The sequence below is a fragment of the Streptomyces sp. NBC_01481 genome, assembly GCF_026339995.1.
GTDB lineage: Bacteria > Actinomycetota > Actinomycetes > Streptomycetales > Streptomycetaceae > Streptomyces.
Genome location: NZ_JAPEPT010000005.1, coordinates 106,359 through 126,367 on the forward strand (window position 1 = coordinate 106,359; position 20,009 = coordinate 126,367).

The 20,009-nt window shown below is 70.2% G+C and carries 19 protein-coding genes and 1 pseudogene; 13 read left to right on the forward strand and 7 right to left on the reverse strand.

What is annotated here, in order from left to right:
* The first annotated feature begins 35 nt into the window (after nucleotides 1–35).
* The 4 genes from OOK40_RS26520 (at nucleotide 36) to OOK40_RS26535 (ending at nucleotide 2,991) form a co-directional block, all read left to right on the forward strand.
* A complete protein-coding gene (locus tag OOK40_RS26520; protein WP_266486761.1) occupies nucleotides 36–1,436 on the forward strand; it encodes a PLP-dependent aminotransferase family protein in 1,401 nt (466 codons plus the stop codon).
* A gap of 261 nt (nucleotides 1,437–1,697) precedes the next feature.
* On the forward strand, nucleotides 1,698–2,051 hold the full coding sequence (locus tag OOK40_RS26525; RefSeq protein ID WP_266486764.1) for a PadR family transcriptional regulator: 354 nt from the start codon (nucleotides 1,698–1,700) through the stop codon (nucleotides 2,049–2,051).
* A gap of 12 nt (nucleotides 2,052–2,063) precedes the next feature.
* Nucleotides 2,064–2,624 (forward strand): hypothetical protein, encoded by a 561-nt coding sequence (locus OOK40_RS26530; protein ID WP_266486767.1) that lies wholly within the window; start codon nucleotides 2,064–2,066, stop codon nucleotides 2,622–2,624.
* 109 nt (nucleotides 2,625–2,733) lie between these two features.
* Nucleotides 2,734–2,991, forward strand: coding sequence for a PLD nuclease N-terminal domain-containing protein (locus tag OOK40_RS26535; RefSeq protein WP_266486770.1), 258 nt, complete (start codon nucleotides 2,734–2,736; stop codon nucleotides 2,989–2,991).
* A 219-nt stretch (nucleotides 2,992–3,210) separates the two neighbouring features.
* Here OOK40_RS26535 and OOK40_RS26540 read toward each other — a convergent pair.
* A pseudogene (locus tag OOK40_RS26540) lies at nucleotides 3,211–3,452 on the reverse strand (XRE family transcriptional regulator); the annotation flags it as partial.
* Nucleotides 3,453–3,642: 190 nt separating this feature from the next.
* Nucleotides 3,643–4,497 carry a hypothetical protein gene (locus OOK40_RS26545; RefSeq protein ID WP_266487649.1) on the reverse strand — a complete coding sequence of 285 codons (855 nt, stop codon included), beginning with the start codon at nucleotides 4,495–4,497 and terminating at the stop codon, nucleotides 3,643–3,645.
* 123 nt (nucleotides 4,498–4,620) lie between these two features.
* Here OOK40_RS26545 and OOK40_RS26550 point away from each other — a divergent pair, with 123 nt between their 5' ends.
* Entirely contained in the window at nucleotides 4,621–4,896 is a 276-nt protein-coding gene (locus tag OOK40_RS26550) for a hypothetical protein (RefSeq protein WP_266486772.1), read from the forward strand.
* Nucleotides 4,897–4,912: 16 nt separating this feature from the next.
* Entirely contained in the window at nucleotides 4,913–6,094 is a 1,182-nt protein-coding gene (locus tag OOK40_RS26555; RefSeq protein WP_266486774.1) for a glutathionylspermidine synthase family protein, read from the forward strand.
* A gap of 7 nt (nucleotides 6,095–6,101) precedes the next feature.
* On the opposite strand, the gene rocD is transcribed toward OOK40_RS26555, so the two are convergent.
* Nucleotides 6,102–7,307, reverse strand: coding sequence for an ornithine--oxo-acid transaminase (gene rocD / locus OOK40_RS26560; protein WP_266486776.1), 1,206 nt, complete (start codon nucleotides 7,305–7,307; stop codon nucleotides 6,102–6,104).
* 325 nt (nucleotides 7,308–7,632) lie between these two features.
* On the opposite strand from rocD, the gene glyA reads away from it, so the two are divergent.
* From glyA to OOK40_RS26575, 3 genes are all read left to right on the forward strand, one after another.
* Nucleotides 7,633–8,901, forward strand: coding sequence for a serine hydroxymethyltransferase (glyA, locus tag OOK40_RS26565; protein ID WP_266486779.1), 1,269 nt, complete (start codon nucleotides 7,633–7,635; stop codon nucleotides 8,899–8,901).
* A 379-nt stretch (nucleotides 8,902–9,280) separates the two neighbouring features.
* Nucleotides 9,281–10,294: a tryptophan--tRNA ligase gene (gene trpS, locus OOK40_RS26570; protein WP_266486781.1), complete on the forward strand. Its 1,014-nt coding sequence runs from the start codon at nucleotides 9,281–9,283 to the stop codon at nucleotides 10,292–10,294.
* A gap of 126 nt (nucleotides 10,295–10,420) precedes the next feature.
* Nucleotides 10,421–11,002 carry a 2'-5' RNA ligase family protein gene (locus OOK40_RS26575; RefSeq protein ID WP_266486784.1) on the forward strand — a complete coding sequence of 194 codons (582 nt, stop codon included), beginning with the start codon at nucleotides 10,421–10,423 and terminating at the stop codon, nucleotides 11,000–11,002.
* Between the two features lie 15 nt (nucleotides 11,003–11,017).
* On the opposite strand, the gene OOK40_RS26580 is transcribed toward OOK40_RS26575, so the two are convergent.
* Entirely contained in the window at nucleotides 11,018–11,773 is a 756-nt protein-coding gene (locus OOK40_RS26580; RefSeq protein ID WP_266486786.1) for a decaprenylphospho-beta-D-erythro-pentofuranosid-2-ulose 2-reductase, read from the reverse strand.
* A 251-nt stretch (nucleotides 11,774–12,024) separates the two neighbouring features.
* On the opposite strand from OOK40_RS26580, the gene OOK40_RS26585 reads away from it, so the two are divergent.
* Nucleotides 12,025–13,017 carry a YihY/virulence factor BrkB family protein gene (locus OOK40_RS26585; protein WP_266486788.1) on the forward strand — a complete coding sequence of 331 codons (993 nt, stop codon included), beginning with the start codon at nucleotides 12,025–12,027 and terminating at the stop codon, nucleotides 13,015–13,017.
* On the opposite strand, the gene OOK40_RS26590 is transcribed toward OOK40_RS26585, so the two are convergent.
* The gene (locus OOK40_RS26590) at nucleotides 12,913–14,118 is read right to left on the reverse strand and encodes a D-alanyl-D-alanine carboxypeptidase family protein (RefSeq protein WP_266486789.1); all 1,206 of its coding nucleotides are present in this window, start codon (nucleotides 14,116–14,118) and stop codon (nucleotides 12,913–12,915) included. The two genes, OOK40_RS26585 and OOK40_RS26590, sit on opposite strands and share 105 nt — an antisense overlap.
* A gap of 121 nt (nucleotides 14,119–14,239) precedes the next feature.
* Here OOK40_RS26590 and OOK40_RS26595 point away from each other — a divergent pair, with 121 nt between their 5' ends.
* From OOK40_RS26595 to OOK40_RS26605, 3 genes are all read left to right on the forward strand, one after another.
* Nucleotides 14,240–14,491: an SCO4848 family membrane protein gene (locus OOK40_RS26595; RefSeq protein WP_266486791.1), complete on the forward strand. Its 252-nt coding sequence runs from the start codon at nucleotides 14,240–14,242 to the stop codon at nucleotides 14,489–14,491.
* Nucleotides 14,492–14,502: 11 nt separating this feature from the next.
* Complete coding sequence (locus tag OOK40_RS26600) at nucleotides 14,503–15,918, forward strand: metallophosphoesterase (protein ID WP_266486792.1); 1,416 nt, start codon at nucleotides 14,503–14,505, stop codon at nucleotides 15,916–15,918.
* A 168-nt stretch (nucleotides 15,919–16,086) separates the two neighbouring features.
* Nucleotides 16,087–17,640 carry an ABC transporter substrate-binding protein gene (locus OOK40_RS26605; RefSeq protein WP_266486793.1) on the forward strand — a complete coding sequence of 518 codons (1,554 nt, stop codon included), beginning with the start codon at nucleotides 16,087–16,089 and terminating at the stop codon, nucleotides 17,638–17,640.
* Nucleotides 17,641–17,655: 15 nt separating this feature from the next.
* Here the strand turns inward: OOK40_RS26605 and OOK40_RS26610 are convergent, their stop codons facing one another.
* Together OOK40_RS26610 and OOK40_RS26615 are read right to left on the reverse strand one after the other, a co-directional pair.
* On the reverse strand, nucleotides 17,656–19,173 hold the full coding sequence (locus tag OOK40_RS26610) for a HAMP domain-containing sensor histidine kinase (protein WP_266486794.1): 1,518 nt from the start codon (nucleotides 19,171–19,173) through the stop codon (nucleotides 17,656–17,658).
* The gene (locus tag OOK40_RS26615) at nucleotides 19,170–19,856 is read right to left on the reverse strand and encodes a response regulator transcription factor (RefSeq protein WP_266486795.1); all 687 of its coding nucleotides are present in this window, start codon (nucleotides 19,854–19,856) and stop codon (nucleotides 19,170–19,172) included. Before OOK40_RS26615 ends, OOK40_RS26610 begins: the two co-directional genes overlap by 4 nt.
* Nucleotides 19,857–20,009 lie beyond the last annotated feature (153 nt).

A 20,009-nucleotide genomic window follows, 5' to 3' on the forward strand; every position in this document is an offset into this window, starting at 1 on the left:
AGTGCGTATGCGGCGCAGGAGTATGGTCCATCTCCATGACGGATTCCTGGGCCACTTTCGGCGCCGACCTGCATCTCGACCTGAGTGGTTCCGGGCTGCGCGCGGGACTCATGGACGCCTTGAGAGAGGCCGTGCGCACCGGACGGCTGACGCCCGGGACACGGCTGCCGTCCTCGCGTTCGCTCGCCGTCGACCTGGGGATCGCCCGCAATACGGTGGCCGACGCGTACGCCGAGCTCGTCGCCGAGGGGTGGCTCACCGCGCAGCAGGGCTCCGGCACGCGGGTCGCCCGGCGGGCCGCGCCGAGGAAGCCGCCGTCGGGGGCGCTGCGGACCCGGCCGGCCCGCGGCGGACCCCAGTACAGCCTGATGGCCGGCAGCCCCGACCTCGCCTCGTTCCCCCGCGCCGAATGGCTGAAGGCGGCCCGCCGCGCGCTGACCGCAGCGCCGCACGACGCCTTCGGATACGGGGACGCGCGCGGACGCATCGAGCTGCGGACCGTACTGGCCGACTATCTGGCGCGGGCGCGCGGCGTGTACGCGGACCCCGAGCGGATCGTCATCTGCTCCGGTTTCGTCCACGGACTGATGCTGATGGGAAAGGTGCTCAGGCGGCGCCGCGTGCGTGAGGTGGCCGTCGAGTCGTACGGACTCGACGTGCACTGGAATCTGCTGACCGAGGCGGGGCTGCGCACGTCCGCGCTCCCGTACGACGAACTGGGTACCCGCACGGACGAGTTGTGCGCCCGGTGCGGAGCCGGTGCGGTGCTGCTGACACCGGCGCACCAGTTCCCGATGGGCGTCGCACTGCACCCCGACCGGCGCGCGGCAGCGGTCGACTGGGCGCGCGGGACGGGCGGACTGATCCTGGAGGACGACTACGACGGGGAGTTCCGCTACGACCGCCAGCCGGTGGGCGCGCTCCAGGGACTCGACCCGGACCGTGTGGTCTACATGGGGACGGCGAGCAAATCGCTCGCCCCGGGGCTGCGGCTCGCCTGGATGGTGCTGCCCGAGGAACTGGTGGGGGACGTGCTGGAGGCGAAGGGCTCCGTCGACTGGGTGTCCAGCGCGCTGGACCAGCTGACGCTCGCGGAGTTCATCGCGTCCGGCGCGTACGACCGTCATGTACGGGGGATGCGGCTGCGCTACCGCAGACGGCGCGACCAGCTCGTCGCCGCACTGGCGGAGCGGGCGCCGCACATCCGGGTCAGCGGGATCGCGGCGGGGCTCCACGCGGTACTCGAACTCCCGCCGGGCACGGAACACTCCGTGATCCAGGCGGCGGCATGGCAGAACCTGGCGGTGGAGGGCGTCTCGCGCTTCCGCCACGGGGAGGCGGCGCGGGGGCGGGATGCGCTGGTGGTGGGGTACGGCACGCCGCCGGACAGCGCGTGGGCGGGCACGCTGGACGCGCTGTGCCGCGCGCTGCCTTGACCGTGCCCGTCGGCGTCCGCCCCGAGCGCCTGCGGCGTGCTTTCACCCCACCCCGCCCTCCCCCCTACGGCCTTGCAGCCGTGGGAGGTACCCCCATCCACGTTCTCCCGCGGGTTCGGCCAGGTGCAGAAGGGCGGTAACTGGGGGTCGGCGTCGTCCCCGTGGGCGTCCAAAGCGGCGGGACTTGAGCGCGGGGACGTAAGCCCGGGTGCAAGGGCATCACCTTTGGACTTCTAGAGATAACCAGGTACTGTGCAATGCATGGAACCTGACATCGCAGGTAAGCCTGTCGCAGGCAAGGCTGAGAGCCAGCTCCGCAAGGGGGTGCTGGAGTACTGCGTGCTTGCGATCTTGCGGGACGGCCCGCGCTACGGCGTGGAGCTGCTCGAAACCCTCGGCGCGGTGAACGTCATGGTCACAAGCCAAGGGACGATCTACCCGTTGCTGTCGCGGCTGCGCCGTGACGGACTGGTGGAGACCCGCTGGCAGGAGTCCCCCAGCGGGCCTCCGCGGCGCTATTACGAGCTGACGCCTGCGGGGCATGCGGCGCTGAAGGAGTTCACCGCCATCTGGCCGCACTTCCGTGACGCGGTCGACCACTTCATCACCGACTGACAGGAGACCACCGTGACGATCACCGAGCACCCGCTGGTGAAGAGTTACCTGGCCACCATGGCGCGTGAAACGGCCGGACTCAGCCCGGAACGCCGCAACGAGCTGCTGGCCGACCTGGAGGAGCACATCGTCGTGGCACTCGCGGAAGAGTCCGCATCCGGCGACGACGAGATCCGCACCGTGCTCACACGCCTCGGCGACCCGCGCACCATCGCGGCAACCGCACTCGGCGACGAGCTCCCCGCGCCGCAAGTGAGCCGAGGACGCACCCTCGCCCTGCTGGGACTGCTGGCGGTGACCGGCCCCCTGACGGTCCTCGCACCCCTGCTGGGCGTCCCGGTGCTGATCGGCGCGATCTGGTGGCTGTGGTCCGCGCCGCAGTGGCGCAACCGGGACAAGGTGATCGGGACGGCGGCCGCCCTCGTGCCGCTGCTGTTCGTGGTGGCGCAGTTCGTGTTCGCCGCGGGCACGCTGAACTTCGGCCTCGGAGCATTCATCCCGGTCCTCCTGGCTGTCCTGGCGCTCCCCGCCGCCGCCGGCGTCTACCTGCTGAGGTCCGCAGGGCGCCCGTAATGACAGGGGCTTACCTATGACGCAGTCGGCAACCTGGAACAGCCGGACTGCCATCAACCGAGGCTGCCCGACCGGGCGCTCTGAGAATCCCCACCAGCAGGAGGAATGAATGATGCAGGCACAGCTCGCACACCAGATGGCCCTTGCCCCTACGGGCGATATCGTGATCGCCTGCGCAGGAGCTGCTGTGGTCGTCGGTGCTCTCGCGTTGTTCTTCGGCGCTCTGCTCAGCATCGTCAGGTCTGACCTCACCACAGGGATGAAGCTGGTCTGGATCGTTTTCTCCTTCATGGCCCCCTTCCTCGGGAGCCTGCTCTGGTTCCTCATCGGTCGCCGCGACGCCCAGCGTCGGCCAGGCATTGCCTGATTCCAAGGGCGCCCCAATCGACGGCGCCTGGGCCCGCACCTTGAAGAGGTTGAACGTCACGGCGGAGGCGGCTGGGCATATCGGGTGGGAGGGGTACGTCGGCTCGACGAATGGGCCCGGTATCGCCTCGCATTTGCGGGACGAAACCGGGGCCCTTTCTACGTTCACGGCAGGCGCTTAACCGCGGTGTCCTCTTGAGGTATCAAGATGTACTTACCTTTACTGCACCGCGGGCGCACGCTCTATCGGCACGCCTCTTGACCATAGTTCCTCGGCATGCTCAGAGAATCGGGCGAACATGCCGTCAGCCGCGTACTTCCGCAGGTGCAATAGCGGGGAGTCGTGGTCGACCAGACGAGCGAGATGCGGAGTCACCAGCGCCTCATCTCGAATCGGACCACTGACAGGGATACGTGGTTTACCGCGTCGCCGGGGGCCGAGAAACGCGCCTCTAGTCCCTCGTGCGATTTCGCACTCTCTGAGCCTGCCTGCCGGGGCCTGTGGTGGTGGCGCAACGCTGCCACCCGCGCGCCCGTCCGGCCGCGGGAGCACTGACACCAGCGCCCCTCAACTTCCCTGCTGTCCTGGGCGGTTGGGGGCGCTGTGCTGCGTGCGGTACGTCAACGGTGGAGCCCTGGAGGGAACGGGGATTCATGCCCCCCGCGCCACCGGCTCCTCCACCCGCGCCGGCGCCGGAGGCTCACCGAAGCGCGCCAGCGCCAGCGCGCCCGCCACCGCCACCGCGAACCCCGTGATCCCCAGCCACTCAAGCCCCTCCCGGGTCCGGTCGCCCAGCCACACCACCCCCACCAGCGCCGGGCCGATCGTCTCGCCGAGCACCATGCCCGCCGTGGCAGTCGTCACGGAGCCGCGCTGCAGCGCCGAGGTGAGCAGCAGAAACGCCGCACCGCCGCCCAGCAGCAGCGCGTACAGCGCCGGATTGGCCAGTACGCCCGGCAGCGCGAGCGAGTCGATCAGGCGGACCGCGACCTCGACCACGCCGAAGCCGAAGCCCGCGCCGAGGCCGAGTACCAGGGCGCGCGACTTGTCGGGCAGGCGGCCCGCCGCCGCGCCGAGGAGGAGCACGGCGAGCGCGACGCCGAGCATCGACCAGCGCAGCGCGTCCGTTCCCGCGCGGTCGCCCTCTTCGCCGGAGGCGAGGCCCAGCATCGCCAGACCGGCGCAGACCACCGCCACCGCCCCCCATTCGATTCCGCTGAGGCGGACATGGAGCAGCGGCGCGGCCACGACGGCGGTGACCGCGAGGCTTGCCGCGAGCGCCGCGCCGACCGCGTAGATGGGGATGGAGAGCAGGGCGACGATCTGGAGGACGAAGCCCAGACCGTCCAGGCCGAGTCCGGCGACATAACGCCACTGGCGCAGCGAACGCAGCAGCAGCCCCGGATCGACCCCCGAGCCGGTGCCCGGCTCCGCGGCGCGGGCGGCCATGGCCTGGAGGACCGAGGCCGTGCCGTAGCAGACCGCTGAACCGAGCGCGCAGATCATCCCGAAGAGCACAAAGCGACTGTAGATGAGGACGGTTGGCGGACCGGGTCTACGGGGGCGCGAGGCGGCCATCTAGTCTGTTCGACGATCTACTGGCATAAATCGAACGGGGGCGACCGGCTGATGGCGCGACGCAGGCTGAGGTCGAGCACGGTGGTGCTCGGCGGTATGGGGGTGCTCGCGGCGACGATCACTTCCTGCGGCTCCGACCCGGACAAGCGCTGCGTCGACCCGGTGACCCGGGAGAAGCTGCCCAGTTACGAGTGCGACGGCAGCAGCGGCACCCGCGGCTCGTACTACTACGGCGGCCAAGTCAGCGACGGCAAGGTCGAGGGCGGCAGCTTCGACAAGACCGCGGTCGACCGCGGCGGCTTCGGCTGCTCCGGATCCGGCGGCTGAGCCGGAACCCGCCCGCATGAAGCGTCACACCATCGCCCCCCGCCCCGGCTGGCAGGAGACCGTCGAGGAGCAGGGCCTCGTCTATCCGCTCACCCGCCACCCGGACGACTCGCTCCGCCCCTACTGGGACGAGAGCGCCTACTACGCGTTCACGCTGCCCGAGGTGGAGGCGCTGGAAGAGATCGTGGAGGAACTGCACGCCCTGTGCCTTGCCGCGGCCGCGTACATCGTCGAGCACGACCGCTTCGCCGACCTCGGTATCACCGACCCCAGGCTCGCCTCGCTGATCGCCGATTCCTGGCGGCGCCGGGCCGAACTCCCTTCCGTCTACGGCCGGTTCGATCTGCGCTACGACGGCACGGGCCCGGCCAAGATGCTGGAGTACAACGCCGACACCCCCACCTCCCTGGTCGAGGCCGCCAGTCCGCAGTGGTTCTGGATGGAGGACCGCTTCCCCGGCGCCGACCAGTGGAACTCCCTCCACGAACGCCTCGTCGACGCCTGGAAACGGCAGGCGCCCCTGCTGCCTCCCGGGCCGCTGCACTTCGTCCACTCCGACGGTGACGAGCTCGGCGAGGACCTGATGACCGTGGCGTATCTGCGCGAGACGGCCGAGCAGGCGGGGCTCGCCACCGAGGCGCTGTCCGTCGAACAGATCGGCTGGGACCGGCTGTCCGGACGCTTCGTCGACGACCGGCTGCGGTTCATCCGCAGCTGCTTCAAGCTCTATCCGTGGGAGTGGCTGGCCACCGACCGCTTCGGGCCGTACGTCCTGGACACCCTGGACAACGGCGGCGGCACCGGCAGCACCTGCTGGATCGAGCCCGCCTGGAAGATGCTGCTGTCCAACAAGGCGCTGCTGGCCATCCTGTGGGAGCTGAACCCGGGCCACCCGAACCTGCTGCCCGCCTATCTCGACGGCCCGCGCGAACTCGCCGCCGAGCGGGGCTATGTCGCCAAACCGCTGCTCGGCCGCGAGGGCGCGGGGGTCACGATCCACGAGCCGGGCGCCGCTCCCGTACTGCGCGACGAGCCGTGCTGCTACCAGGAGCTGGCCCCGCTGCCGGACTTCGACGGCAACCGCGTGGTGCTCGGCGCATGGGTCGTCGAGGACGAGGCGGCGGGGCTCGGCATCAGGGAATCGGCGGGGCTGGTCACGGACGAGTACGCCCGCTTCCTGCCCCACGTCATCCTCTGACCTCGGCCTACGCGCCCAGGACCGCCCTCAGCTGGTCCAGACCCCAGTCCAGGTCCTCCTTGCTGATCACCAGCGGCGGCGCGATCCGGATCGTCGAGCCGTGGGTGTCCTTGACCAGGACCCCGCGGTCCATCAGCTTCTCGGAGATCTCCCGGCCGGTGCCATGACTCGGCACGATGTCGACGCCCGCCCACAGCCCGCGGCCGCGGACGGCCTCCACCGCGCCGCCGCCGGTCAACAGGCCCAGCTCGTGGTGGAGATGCTCGCCCAGCTCGGTGGCGCGCTGCTGGAACTCGCCGGTGCGCAGCATCGCGATCACCTCGAGGGCCACCGCGCAGGCCAGTGGATTGCCGCCGAAGGTCGAGCCGTGCTCGCCGGGACGGTAGATGCCGAGCACCTCGCTGGAGGAGACGACCGCCGAAACGGGGACGACACCTCCGCCGAGCGCCTTGCCCAGCACATACATGTCGGGCATGACGCCTTCGTGCTCGCAGGCGAAGGTCTTGCCGGTCCGCCCGAGGCCCGACTGGATCTCGTCCGCGATGAAGAGCACGTTCCGCTCGCGGGTCAGCTCACGGACCCCCGGCAGATACCCGGCCGGCGGCACCAGCACGCCGGCCTCGCCCTGGATCGGCTCCAGCAGCACGGCCACGGTGTTCGCGCTCATCGCGGTCTCGAGCGCGGTCAGGTCCCCGTACGGAACGATCTCGAAGCCCGGCGTGTAGGGACCGAAGTCCGCGCGCGCCTCGTGGTCCGTGGAGAAGCTGATGATGGTGGTCGTACGGCCGTGGAAGTTGTTGGCGGCGACGACGATCTTCGCCTGGTTCTGCGGGACGCCCTTGACCTGGTAACCCCACTTCCGGGCGGTCTTCACGGCCGTTTCCACCGCCTCCGCCCCGGTGTTCATCGGCAGCACCATCTCCATGCCGCACAACTCGGCGAGCTGCGTACAGAAGTCCGCGAACCGGTCGTGGTGGAACGCGCGGGAGGTGAGCGTGACCCTCTCCAGCTGCGCCTTGGCGGCGTCGATCAGCCGGCGGTTTCCGTGGCCGAAGTTGAGCGCCGAGTACCCGGCAAGCATGTCGAGGTAGCGGCGCCCCTCGACATCGGTCATCCACGCGCCGTCCGCCGAGGCGACGACCACGGGGAGCGGGTGGTAATTGTGCGCGCTGTGGGCCTCCGCAGAGGCGATGGCGCTCTCCGTTGCAGACACGGGATCTCCGTTCACGTAGTGACAAGGCATCCGGCGTGGGGCGGGGTGTGCCCCTGTTTCTATCGTCGCTCGAATGGTGGACGAAGAAACCTTGCTGTCAGGCCGACCCCTTAGGCTGGAGAGTACGCACGGCGACTGGCGTACGGGGAAGTGACCCCGAGGGAACCGCGCGCGGAAGATCACACGAGGTGCCGCCCGCCTGGGTACCCCGGGACACGTCCCGTGTGGTGCCGCACGCCCCCTGCCATGGGTGACCCGCCTCTGGCCAGGGACCCCCGAGCGCACCCCGGGACCACGACCGAGACGGATCGCCCCGGAGGACACGATGACTCTTCCCCTGCCGCACCCCGCCCTTGCCGCCACGGACCCCGAACTGGCGGCACTCGTCGGTGCCGAGGAACAACTTCAGGCCGACACCCTGCGCCTGATCCCCAGCGAGAACTATGTCTCCCGCGCCGTCCTCGAAGCCTCCGGCACGGTCCTGCAGAACAAGTACAGCGAGGGCTACCCGGGCCGCCGCTACTACGAGGGCCAGCAGAACATCGACAAGGTCGAGCGGCTCGCCATCGACCGCGCCAAGGCCCTCTTCGGTGTCGAGCACGCCAATGTCCAGCCCTACTCCGGCTCCCCGGCCAACCTCGCCGTCTATCTCGCCTTCGCCGATCCCGGCGACACCGTGATGGGCATGGCCCTGCCCATGGGCGGCCACCTCACCCACGGCTGGGGCGTCTCCGCCACCGGCCGGTGGTTCCGCGGCGTCCAGTACGGCGTACGCCACGACACCGGCCTCATCGACTTCGACGAGGTGCGCGAGCTCGCCCTCAAGGAACGCCCGAAGATCATTTTCTGCGGCGGTACCGCACTGCCCCGCACCATCGACTTCGCGGCCTTCGCCGAGATCGCCCGCGAGTCCGGCGCCGTCCTGGTCGCCGACGTCGCCCACATTGCCGGCCTGATCGCGGGCGGCGCCCACCCCTCGCCGGTCCCGCACGCGGACGTGATCTCCACGACCACCCACAAGACCCTGCGCGGGCCCCGCGGCGCGATGCTGATGTCCCGCGAGGAGCACGCCAAGGCCCTCGACAAGGCGGTCTTCCCCGGCCTCCAGGGCGGCCCGCACAACCAGACCACCGCCGCCATCGCGGTCGCCCTCCACGAGGCGGCCCAGCCCTCGTTCCGCGACTACGCCCACGCGGTCGTCGCCAACGCCCGGGCCCTCGCCGACGAGCTGCTCGCCCGCGGCTTCGACCTGGTCTCCGGCGGCACCGACAACCACCTGATCCTGATGGACCTCACCCCCAAGGACGTCCCCGGCAAGGTGGCGGCCAAGGCGCTCGACCGGGCCGGGATCGTCGTCAACTACAACACCGTCCCGTACGACCCGAGGAAGCCCTTCGACCCCTCCGGCGTCCGCATCGGCACTCCCTCCCTCACCTCCCGCGGGCTCGGTACGCAGCACATGGCCGCGGTCGCCGAGTGGATCGACCGGGGCGTGACCGCGGCCGGTGCCGGCGACGAGGACGCGCTGGCCGCGATCCGCGCGGAGGTGGCCGAGCTGATGGCGGCGTTCCCGGCGCCGGGGCTGAGCGCCTGATTGTTCTCCCCTGGGTCGTGTCTTCAAAGTCCCGTCTGCCTGGCGGCGTCTGGCACGCACTCCCCCGTAGCCTTTCGGGCACGGGAGGTGCCCCCATGCTGCGTTGTCGTCAGTCGCCGACGCTCCGCGTGGGCTCTCCCCCTGCCTTCGGCGGGGGGACCCCCATCCTCCGGCCTGCGATCGCACGCACCAGACGCCGCCAGGCCCGCCCTTCGGGCGGACGACGCTACTTTGAAGACACTCCCTGGGCGGCCGCCCCGCCCGAACCGCGGGGCGGCCGCCCGGGCGCGCTGTGTTCCTCGTCTCATTGACCGCGACCGCCCCGCATGGCCACCACCGGCGGCCGGAGATCGGTTCCGCACCTGAGAGAATGATGAACATGGCCTCAGACCGACCCCGCGCGCTCTCCGGTATCCAGCCCACCGCAGGCTCGTTCCACCTCGGGAACTACCTCGGTGCCATCCGCCAGTACGTGGCGCTGCAAGAGACCCACGACGCGTTCTACATGGTCGTGGACCTGCATGCGATCACCGTGCCGCAGGACCCGGCCGAGCTGCGCGCCAACACCCGGCTCGCCGCCGCCCAGCTGCTGGCCGCAGGTCTCGACCCCGAGCGCTGCACGCTGTTCATTCAGAGTCATGTCCCCGAGCACGCCCAGCTCGGCTGGATCATGAACTGCCTCACCGGCTTCGGCGAGGCCTCCCGGATGACGCAGTTCAAGGACAAGTCCGCCAAGCAGGGCACCGACCGCGCCACCGTCGGCCTGTTCACGTACCCGATCCTGCAGGTCGCGGACATCCTGCTCTACCAGGCCAACGCCGTCCCGGTCGGCGAGGACCAGCGCCAGCACATCGAGCTCACCCGTGACCTCGCCGAGCGCTTCAACGCCCGCTTCGGCGAGACCTTCACCATCCCGGCGCCGCACATCGTCAAGGAGGTCGCGAAGATCTACGACCTCCAGGACCCGACGATCAAGATGAGCAAGTCGGCGTCCACGCCCAAGGGCCTGATCAACCTGCTCGACGAGCCGAAGGCGACCGCCAAGAAGGTCAAGAGCGCGGTCACCGACACTGACACGGTCATCCGCTTCGACCCCGCCGGGAAGCCGGGCATCTCCAATCTCCTGACCATCCAGTCCACCCTCACCGGCAAGACCATCGCCGAGCTGGAGGCGGAGTACGAGGGCAAGATGTACGGGGCACTGAAGACGGACCTCGCCGAGATCATGGTGGACTTCGTCACTCCGTTCCGTACCCGTACGCAGGAATATCTGGACGACCCCGAGACGCTGGACTCGATCCTGGCCAAGGGTGCGGAGAAGGCTCGCGCCGTGGCCGCCGAGACCCTGGCCTCGGCTTTCGACAAGGTGGGGTTCCTGCCGGCGAAGCACTGAGCACGCACAGTTGCGTACCGATTCATCACCGAATCAGCACTGTGTCCAAGGCCTCTGGCCACACCGGCGGTGCAGCCGCCACACTGGCGGCTGCACACCTAGCTACCGACGACTGAGGAGAACGACGTGGGGACCGTAACGCTCGGCGTTTCGATCGCGGTCCCGGAGCCCTATGGCAGCCTGCTCCAGGAGCGGCGCGCGGGCTTCGGTGATCCCGCCGCGCACGGCATCCCCACGCACGTCACCCTCCTCCCGCCCACCGAGGTCGACGCCGAGGCGCTGCCCGCCATCGAGGCGCATCTCGCCGCGGTCGCGACGACCGGCCGCTCGTTCCCGATGCGGCTGTCCGGCACCGGAACCTTCCGGCCGCTCTCGCCCGTCGTCTTCGTCCAGGTCGTCGAGGGCGCGGCGGCCTGTTCCTGGCTGCAGAAGCGGGTGCGGGACGCCTCCGGGCCGCTGGTGCGGGAGCTGCACTTTCCGTACCACCCGCATGTGACCGTGGCGCACGGCATCGCCGAGGAGGCGATGGACCGGGCGTACGAGGAGCTGTCGGAGTACGAGGCGGCCTGGACGTGCGCCTCCTTCGCGCTGTACGAGCAGGGCGCGGACGGCGTGTGGCGCCAGCTGCACGAGTACGCCTTCGGGGGCGGCATCGCGGCCGTCCCCTCCCAGGGCGCCCCGGTGGACGAGCCCGCCGCCACCCCCTGACTCCTGCTGCCCTGATCAGAGCGGCAGTCTGCGGAACAGCGGACGCGGCAGATGCCGCAGCCCCGACATCACCACGCGCATCGCCCCCGGCACCCACACCGTCTCCGACCTGCGCCGCAGCCCGAGCTCGATAGCCGCGGCGACCGCCTCGGGGGTGGTGGTGAGCGGCGCGGCCGGCAGCCCGGCCGTCATCTTCGTCCGCACGAATCCGGGGCGTACGACCATCACGTGCACACCCGTCCCGTGCATCGCGTCGCCCAGGCCCTGCGCGAAGGCGTCCAGGCCGGCCTTGCTCGATCCGTAGATGAAGTTCGCGCGGCGGGCGCGCTCACCGGCGGCCGAGGAGAGCACCACCAGCGAGCCGTGCCCCTGCTGCTGCAGTGCCGCCGCGCACACCAGAGAGGCCGAGAGGGCCCCGGTGTAGTTGGTCTGGGCGACGCGGACGGCCGCCGGGGGATCGGACTCGTCGTTCGCCTGGTAGCCGAGTACGCCGAAGGCGAGCAGCACCATGTCGATGTCGCCCTCTGCGAAGACCTTGCCCAGTACCTCCTCGTGGGAGTGGGGGTCCAGGGCGTCGAAGGCGACGGTGCGGACATCGGGCCCGAGGGCGCGGAGCGCGGCCGCCGCGTCCTCCAGGGAGGGCGCGTGGCGGCCCGCCAGCCGGACGGTGCGGGTGCGGCGGGCGATGAGGCGCCGGGCGGTGGCCAGCCCGATCTCCGACGTGCCGCCGAGGACGAGCAGGGACTGAGGGGGGCCGAAGGCGTCCTTCATGGCTGGTGTCTCCTTGGAGGGAGGGGCGGCTCAGGGGAGCGTCGCGCGGGGAGCCGGGGAGCCGGGGAGCCGGGGAGCCGGGGTGGCGTAGGCGTCGGTCCTGTGGCGGGTGTCGGCGGCGCCATGGCGCTGACCGTATCGCCGCGTATGCCGCAATTCGGCCATGCCTCACGGGCCCGCCGGAAGGGGTGATTAAACGATTCTGGGGGACCCGGGCGCTGGTGTTGCCGCGTGGAGGGTACGCGTACGACATGGACTGGCTGATCAAGCTTCCCGTCATCGGACCGCTCGCCGTCCGGCTGATGCGCACCCACGCCTGGCGTTCGTACGAGACGCTCGACCGGGTGCACTGGACGCGGCTGGCTGCCGCGATCACCTTCATCAGCTTTCTCGCGCTCTTCCCGCTGATCACCGTGGCCGCGGCGGTCGGTGCGGCGCTGCTCGACCAGCAGCAGCTGACCAAGCTCGAGAACAAGATCTCCGAGCAGGTGCCGGGCATCTCCGACCAGCTCGACATCAACTCCCTGGTCGACAACGCGGGCACGATCGGACTGGTCGCGGGCGCGCTGCTGCTCGTCACCGGCATCGGCTGGGTCGGCTCGATGAGGGACTGCCTGCGGGTCGTCTGGGGGCTGGACGACGAGGAGGAGGGCAACCCCGTACTGCGCAAGCTCAAGGACGGGATCGTCCTGCTCGGTCTCGGCGCGACCGCGCTGGCCTCGATCGCCGCGTCCGGCCTCGGCTCGACCGCCGTCGGCTGGAGCGCCGACCGGCTCGGCATCGACAAGGGCGGTGCCGGTGGCGTACTGCTCCAGGTCGCGGGCATCGGGATCGCCGTCGTCGCCGACTTCCTGCTGCTGCTGTATCTGCTGACACTGCTGCCGGGTGTGCAGCCGCCGCGCCGCCGCCTGATGGTGGCGGGACTGCTCGGCGCGGTCGGCTTCGAGATGCTCAAGCTGCTGCTCGGCGGCTATATGCGGGATGTCGCCTCGAAGAGCATGTACGGCGCCTTCGGCGTCCCGGTCGCCCTGCTGCTGTGGATCAACCTCTCGGCGAAACTACTGCTGTTCTGCGCCGCCTGGACGGCGACGCAGAGCAAGGAAGCTCTCGACGAGGCGAGCGACGACGCCGTCGACGAGCTAGCGACGGCGCAGCGGCCAGCGGCGGTTGACGAGGAAGACCCCGGCCGCCAGCACCACCAGCGCCCCGCCCGCGACGGCGAGCGCGATACCGATGCCTCCTGAGCTCTCCTTCGCGGCGGCCGTCTTGGCCGGTGCGCCGTTGTTGGCCGGTTCGTTGCCGTTGGCAGGCGTTGTCGCGGACCTCGGCGCGACCAGCTCGCCGACCGGAGTCACCTTCCCGGCCGCCGCGAAGCCCCAGTCGAGCAGCCGTCCCGCCTCCTTGTAGACGGCCTGGCCCTCGCCGGAGTCCGGGTTCATGACGGTGACGAGCAGCACCTTGCCGTTCCGCTCGGCGACACCGGTGAAGGTCGCGCCGGCGTTGGTGGTGTTGCCGTTCTTGACGCCCGCGATGCCCTTGTACGGGGAGATGCCGTAGTCGCCGGTGAGCAGGCGGTTGGTGTTCTGGATCTCGAAGGTCTCGCGCGCCTTGCCCGGCTTCTGCTCGCCCGGGAACTTGGCGCTCGCCGTCGCGCAGTACTCGCGGAAGTCCTTCTTCTGCATGCCGCTGCGGGCGATGAGGGTCAGGTCGTACGCGGAGGAGACCTGGCCGGCGGCGTCGTACCCGTCGGGAGAAACGACATGCGTGTCGAGCGCCTGGAGCTCGTCGGCGTGCGCCTGCATGTCCTGGACGGTCTTGGGAACGCCGCCGTTCATCTCGGACAGCACATGCACCGCGTCGTTGCCGGAACGCAGGAAGACGCCGAGCCACAGATCGTGGACGGAGTACGAGTGGTTCTCCTTGACCCCGACCAGGCTGCTGCCCTCGCCGACGCTCGCGAGCTCCTTCGGGGCCACCTTGTGGATCTCGGTCTTGGGCAGCCGGGGCAGCACGGTGTCCGCGAACAGCATTTTGAGCGTGGACGCGGGCGGCAGCCGCCAGTGCGCGTTGTGGGAGGCCAGCACTTCCCCGCTCTCGGCGTCCGCGACGATCCAGGACCGGCCGCTCAGATCCTTCGGCAGCACAGGCGCGCCCGGGCCGAGGCTGACCTGGGTGCCCGCCCTGCCGAGCTGGGTCCCGCCGACGGTGGACATGGAAGCCGGTGGGTTCGGGTGTTGTTTGCCTGCCTTGTTGTCAGGGCCGGCGGCCGACGCGGGCGCGACGGCGAGTGCGGGCAGCAACGTGGCGGCGGTGACCGTCAGCGCGGTCTTCTTCAGAGCAGACACGGACGAGAACGTACAGGGCAGTGAAGAAAATATTCTCATCAGCTCGATGACCCGCCGGGGGGACCGCCGGGACAGCCCACCCCGAAGAACCCGGTCGGAGGACGGGCGCGATACTGAGTCCATGAAGCTCAGCCGCCCCGTCTCCTGGTTCCTGCTCGCGTTCGGGGTGTGGAGCTGGTTCATCTGGATCACTTTCGTCAAGAACCTGTGGAAGGACGGCAGCGGGCTCGCCTTCGACGACGCGGGTGACCCGACCGGGTACTTCTGGGTCCATCTCGTGCTCGCCATTACGTCCTTTGTTCTGGGGACGGTCGTCGGGGTGATCGGGTTGCGTGGCGTTCGGGCGTTGCGCCGAGAAACGCCTCAGGAATAGGGGAGCTGTCCGTGCTGGTGGTCGTCCTGCTTGTGGTGGTCGCGGTCGTCGCCGTGTTGGCGGGCGTGCACTGGTACGTCTGGCGACGGCTCGTCCGCGACACGACCGCGCGCGGGGGCGTGGCGCGCCGGGTGGGCACGGCGGCGATGTGGGTGCTGCCGCTGCTGTCGGTGGCGGCGCTGGTCTCGGGGCGGGCGGGGGCGCCGTTCTGGCTGGAGCGGGTGGTGGCATGGCCGGGGTATCTGTGGCTGGCGGTGCTGCTGTATCTGGTGCTGGGGCTGGTGGTGGGGGAGCTTGTGCGGCCGCTGCTGCTGCGCCGGGGCAGGGTGAGTTCCTCCGCCCCGCCCCTCCTCGAAACCGGTGGCCAGGGCCCCCGGACCCTTGAGCCGTCGCTGCCCGCTGGCTCCGCCGGTGCGACCCGTACCGACGCGACCGAGGCGTCCGTGGGGACGGCTCCCGCCGAAGCCCGCGACGCGGGTACGACCGCAACGGCGTCCGCCGAGGCGTCCGCCGGGACCGTCCGTACCGACGCGACCGTGGCGTCCGCCGGGGCGACCCGTACCGACGCGGCCGCAGGCCCCGGTGCCGGCGGGCAACGTACCCTCTCGCGGCGACTGTTCGTCTCGCGTGTCGTCGGCGGCGCCGCCGCCTCCGTCGCCCTGGGGACCGTCGCCCACGGGACCTACGGCGTCCTCCGCGGGCCCCGAGTGAAGCGCGTCACCGTACCGCTCGCCCGGCTTCCGCGTGCCGCCCACGGATTCCGGATCGCCGTGGTCAGCGATATTCACCTCGGGCCGATCCTCGGGCGCGGGCACACCCAGCGGATCGTCGACACCATCAACGCCACCTCCCCCGACCTCGTCGCCGTCGTCGGGGACCTTGTCGACGGCAGTGTGGCGGACCTCGGGCCCGCCGCCGAGCCGCTCGCGCGGCTCACCTCGCGCTACGGGTCCTTCTTCGTGACCGGAAACCACGAGTACTTCTCCGGCGCCGAGGCATGGGTCGACCACGTCCGTGAGCTCGGGCTCAGGCCGCTCCAGAACGAGCGCGTCGAGATCGGCGCCTTCGATCTCGCCGGGGTCAACGACGTCGCGGGCGAGATCGAGGGCGACGGCCCCGATTTTGGCAGGGCGCTCGGCGACCGGGACCGTTCCCGCGCGTCCGTGCTTCTCGCGCATCAGCCCGTCGTCATCCATGACGTAGTCGAGCACGGCGTCGACCTCCAGCTTTCCGGCCACACCCACGGCGGCCAGCTCTGGCCGGGCAACTACCTCGCCGCCCTCGCCAATCCGACCGTCGCGGGGCTCGAACGGTACGGAGACACCCAGTTGTTCGTGTCGCGGGGAGCGGGCGCATGGGGCCCGCCCGTGCGCGTCGGGGCTCCCTCGGACATCACCGTCGTACAACTCGCCTCCCGCCACGCATAACCGCCGCATGTCCTCCACATGGCGCAGGAATGGCTTTGGCATAGCCCAGGCATAGCTGTTGTCACAGTTGTCCGTGAGCCATAAAACCACCCTTCCTCTTGTGAAGGCCGCTGTGGCTGGCTGAACGCCTTATCACGAACAGGGGTGGGCGTGAAGAGGAGCTTGGCGATGCAGTCGATCCGTCTGCGGATACTCGTCACTTGTGCGGTGGTCCTGGCCGCGGCCGTCGGAGGCTGGCAGTTATTGCCGTCCGAGGAGGAAAGCAGGGCAACGATCACTGTCGGCACCACTGATGTGGTGACATCGCTCGATCCCGCGGGGGCGTACGACGCGGGCTCGTGGGCCATTTACAGCAACGTCTACCAGTCGCTGCTGACCTTCAAGCCAAACGGCGTCACGCCGGTCCCCGACGCCGCCCGCGACTGCGACTTCGTCGGGGTGACGCTCCAGACGTTCCAGTGCGAGCTGCGCGACGACCTCACCTTCGCCAACGGCCGCAAAATCACCGGCGAGGACGTCAAGTACTCCTTCGAGCGGATGCTGCGCATCAAGTCGGACGTCGGCCCGCAGCCTCTCTTCTCCACGCTCAAGAACGTCACGGCCAGGGGCCAGACGGTCACCTTCAACCTCCGTACGCGCGACGCGACCTTCCCCCAGAAGGTCGCCACCGGCGCGGGTTCGATCGTCGACCGCAGCCAGTACCCGGACCAGAGCCTGCGCGAGGGCGAGAGCGTGGACGGTTCGGGACCGTACCTACTGAAGCAGTACGAGCCCGGAGTCAGGGCGCGGCTCGTGCCGAATCCCAGGTACAAGGGCGCGCTGACGAAGACCGGCGGGCCGGTACTGATCCGCTACTTCGAGGGGTCCGACCAGCTCGCGGAGGCATGGAAGGCGGGACAGGTCGATGTGACCCACCGTCAGCTCCCGGCGAAGCTGATCGCCGGTCTCGACCCGGCCGATTCGGGCATGCGCGTCAGCGTGGCGGACACCGCTGAGATCCGCAATCTCGTCTTCAACGTACGGCCCGGCTCCCCGATGGCGAAGAAGGCCGTGCGGCAGGCGGTCGCGTGGGTCATCGACCGCCCCAAGGTGGTCACTTCGGTCTACCGCGCCACCGTGCAGCCGCTGTACTCGCTGATCCCGCAGGGGACCCTCGGGCACACCAACCCCTTCTTCGACGCGTATCCGGAGCCCAGCGCGAAGGAGGCCCGCGAGCTGCTCGACGACGCCGGGATCCGGACACCTGTGACCTTCACCCTGGTGCACCGCGCCGACAGCGGCCCGGCGCAGGAGGCGGCCGAGCTGCGCCGCCAGCTGGAGGCGACCGGGCTGTTCAAGGTGAAGGTCGTCGCCGAGGACTGGAAGGTCTTCCAGAAGGGATACGGGGCCGGCAAGTACGACGCGTACACGCTCGGCTGGATCCCGGACTTCCCGGACCCCGACAACTTCACCCAGCCGCTCGTCGGCAAGGACTCCACTCTGCGCAGCGGCTACGAGAGCAAGACCGTCGACAAGCTGATCGCCTCCACCCAGCAGTACGGCGAACGCCCCCGCGCCACCGAGGACTTCAAGTCGATCCAGCGGCAGATCGCCACGGATGTGCCACTGGTGCCGCTGTGGCAGAAGAAGGACTACGTACTGAGCAGCGAGGACATCAGCGGCGCGCAGTACCTGTCGGACGGCACTGGCGTCTGGCGGCTGTGGGAACTCGGCTGGATCTGAGGGCCCGACCGGCCTCTACATCTTGACCGTACGGGCGGCGGCCGGGAGCGTGACCGTCACCGCGAGGCCGTCGCCCGGCGCCGTCCTGACGGTCACCTCGCCGGCGTGCGAGGCGACCACGGCCTGCACGATCGCCATCCCGAGGCCGCTGCCCGCGGGCCCGCTGCCTTCCCCGCCCGCGCGGAAGAAGCGGTCGAAAATGCGGTCGGCGTCCTCGGCGGTCATGCCGGGCCCCTCGTCCGCGACCCGCAGCCGGACCGCGCCGGAACCGCGACCCTCGCCGTCCTCGCGTTCCAGCTCCACCCGCAGCGGCGCGTCCGCCGGGGTGTGGGCGCGGACGTTGGCCAGCAGATTGCCGACCACCTGCCGCAGCCCCGACTCGTCGCCCTGCACGATCATGGCGCCGTCGGCGGCGACGGCGAGCGGGCGCTGCGGCTGCTGGGCCCGCAGATCGTCCACCGCGTCCCGCACCAGACGGCTCAGATCGACCGCGCACACCCCCAGTTGGGGCTGCTGGTCGAGGCGGGCCAGGGTCAGCAGCTCCTCGACGAGCCGTCCCATCCGGTCGGCCTCCGCCGTCATCCGGGCCAGCGCGCGGGCCCGTTCGGCGGGCTCGCGCAGCATCCCCTTGTCGTACAGCTGGAGATAGCCGCGTATCGCGGACAGCGGGGTACGCAGCTCGTGCGAGGCGTCCGCGACGAACCTGCGCAGCTGGGCCGCGCTGCGCTCGCGGGTCTCGAAGGCCGACTCGACCTGGTGGAGCATGGAGTTGAGGGCGGTCCGCAGCTGCTCGATCTCGGTGACCGGATCCCGCCCTGCGGGCACGCGCCGGGTCAGATCGCCCTCCGCGATGGCAGATGCCGTCTCCACCATGTCCTCCAGCGGCCGCAGCCGGTGCTTGGCGCCGAGCATGGTGAGCAGCGCGAGCAGCGCCAACAGGACGGTACCGAAGGCGAGATCGAGTCTGAGCGCCTTCTTCATCGAGGAGTGCACGGACCCGGTGTCGGTCGCCAGGACGACCACCGTTCCGTCGCCGAGGCCGGTCGCGACCGTGCGGTAGGGATCTCCGGCCACGCTCACGTCCCGCGGCCCGGGGGAGTGTGCGAGCGCGGCCGGATCGCCGACCGCGGCGGCGAGTTCACGCTGGCGCTCGGTGGGCGCGACGCCGGCGAGGGAGATCGGCTCATGGTTCGCATCGACGGCCACCATGATCGTGTCGGAGCGCGGCAGGCCGCCCGCCCCCGTCTTGCCGAACTGGGCGGCCAGCTCACCGATGGCGCTGATCGTCTCGATCTCCTTCTGCGTGAACCCCGTCCGCTGCAGCGCGGTGCGGCTGCCCATCAGCTCGGAGTCCACGCGGTCCAGCAGATAGTGCCGCATGCCCATCAGGCTCACCGCGGTGGCCGCGACGATGCCGAGGGTCAGCACGCACACGTTCACCAGGGTGAGTTTGGCGCGCAGGGAGTGGATCGCTCGGTGGTGGTGCCTCGCGCGGGCCCGTATCCAGCGCCTGGCGCCCCTCCAGCACCTCATGCCAGCCCGTATCCGAAGCCCCGCCGGGTGGTGATCAGCGGCGGTCCCAGGGGATCCAGCTTGCGTCGCAGATAGCTGATGTAGGTCTCGACGACGGTCGACTCGATCTGGTGCTCGTACTGCCAGACATGGCGCAGCAGCTGCTCCTTGGGGACGATGCGCCCGCCGTTGCGTACGAGGAAGCGCAGCAGCGCGTACTCGGTGGGGGTGAGCTGCACCGAGCGGCCCGCGCGGCGTGCCGCGTAGGTCGCGTCGTCCAGTTCGAGATCGCCGTAGCGCAGCGGCGGTCGTGCGGGCAGTACATCGGCGGGCCGGGTGCGGCGCAGCACCGCCCTGATACGGGCCACCACCTCGTCGACATTGAAAGGCTTGGTGATGTAGTCGTCGCCGAAGCCGAGGGCGCCGACGATCTCGGCGGGCGCGTCGCGCGCGGTGAGGAAGACGAGGGCCGTCTCGGGCCGCGCGTCGCGCAGTTCACGCCCCAGGGCGCGCCCGTCGCCGTCCGGGAGCATCACGTCCAGCAGCGCGACATCGGGACGCGTCTGCACTGCCAGCTGTCGCGCCTGCCGTACGCTACCCGCCGTAATCACCTCAAAACGGTGATACCGCAGCGCGATGGCGAGGACGTCGGCGATGCTCGGCTCGTCCTCGACGACCAGCACGGTCGCTCCCTCGTGGTCCATGTCCTCAGTATCGGTGTGATCCCCGCGCGCGGAACCGGTCACTGTCTGGGAGTTCCTTGAGAGTCATGGCCGCGCCACGCCACGGGCCGTCTCCACGGCCGATCCTGAAGACCGGCCCGGGGGAGACGGATCGACGAAGGGGCAGGAATCGTG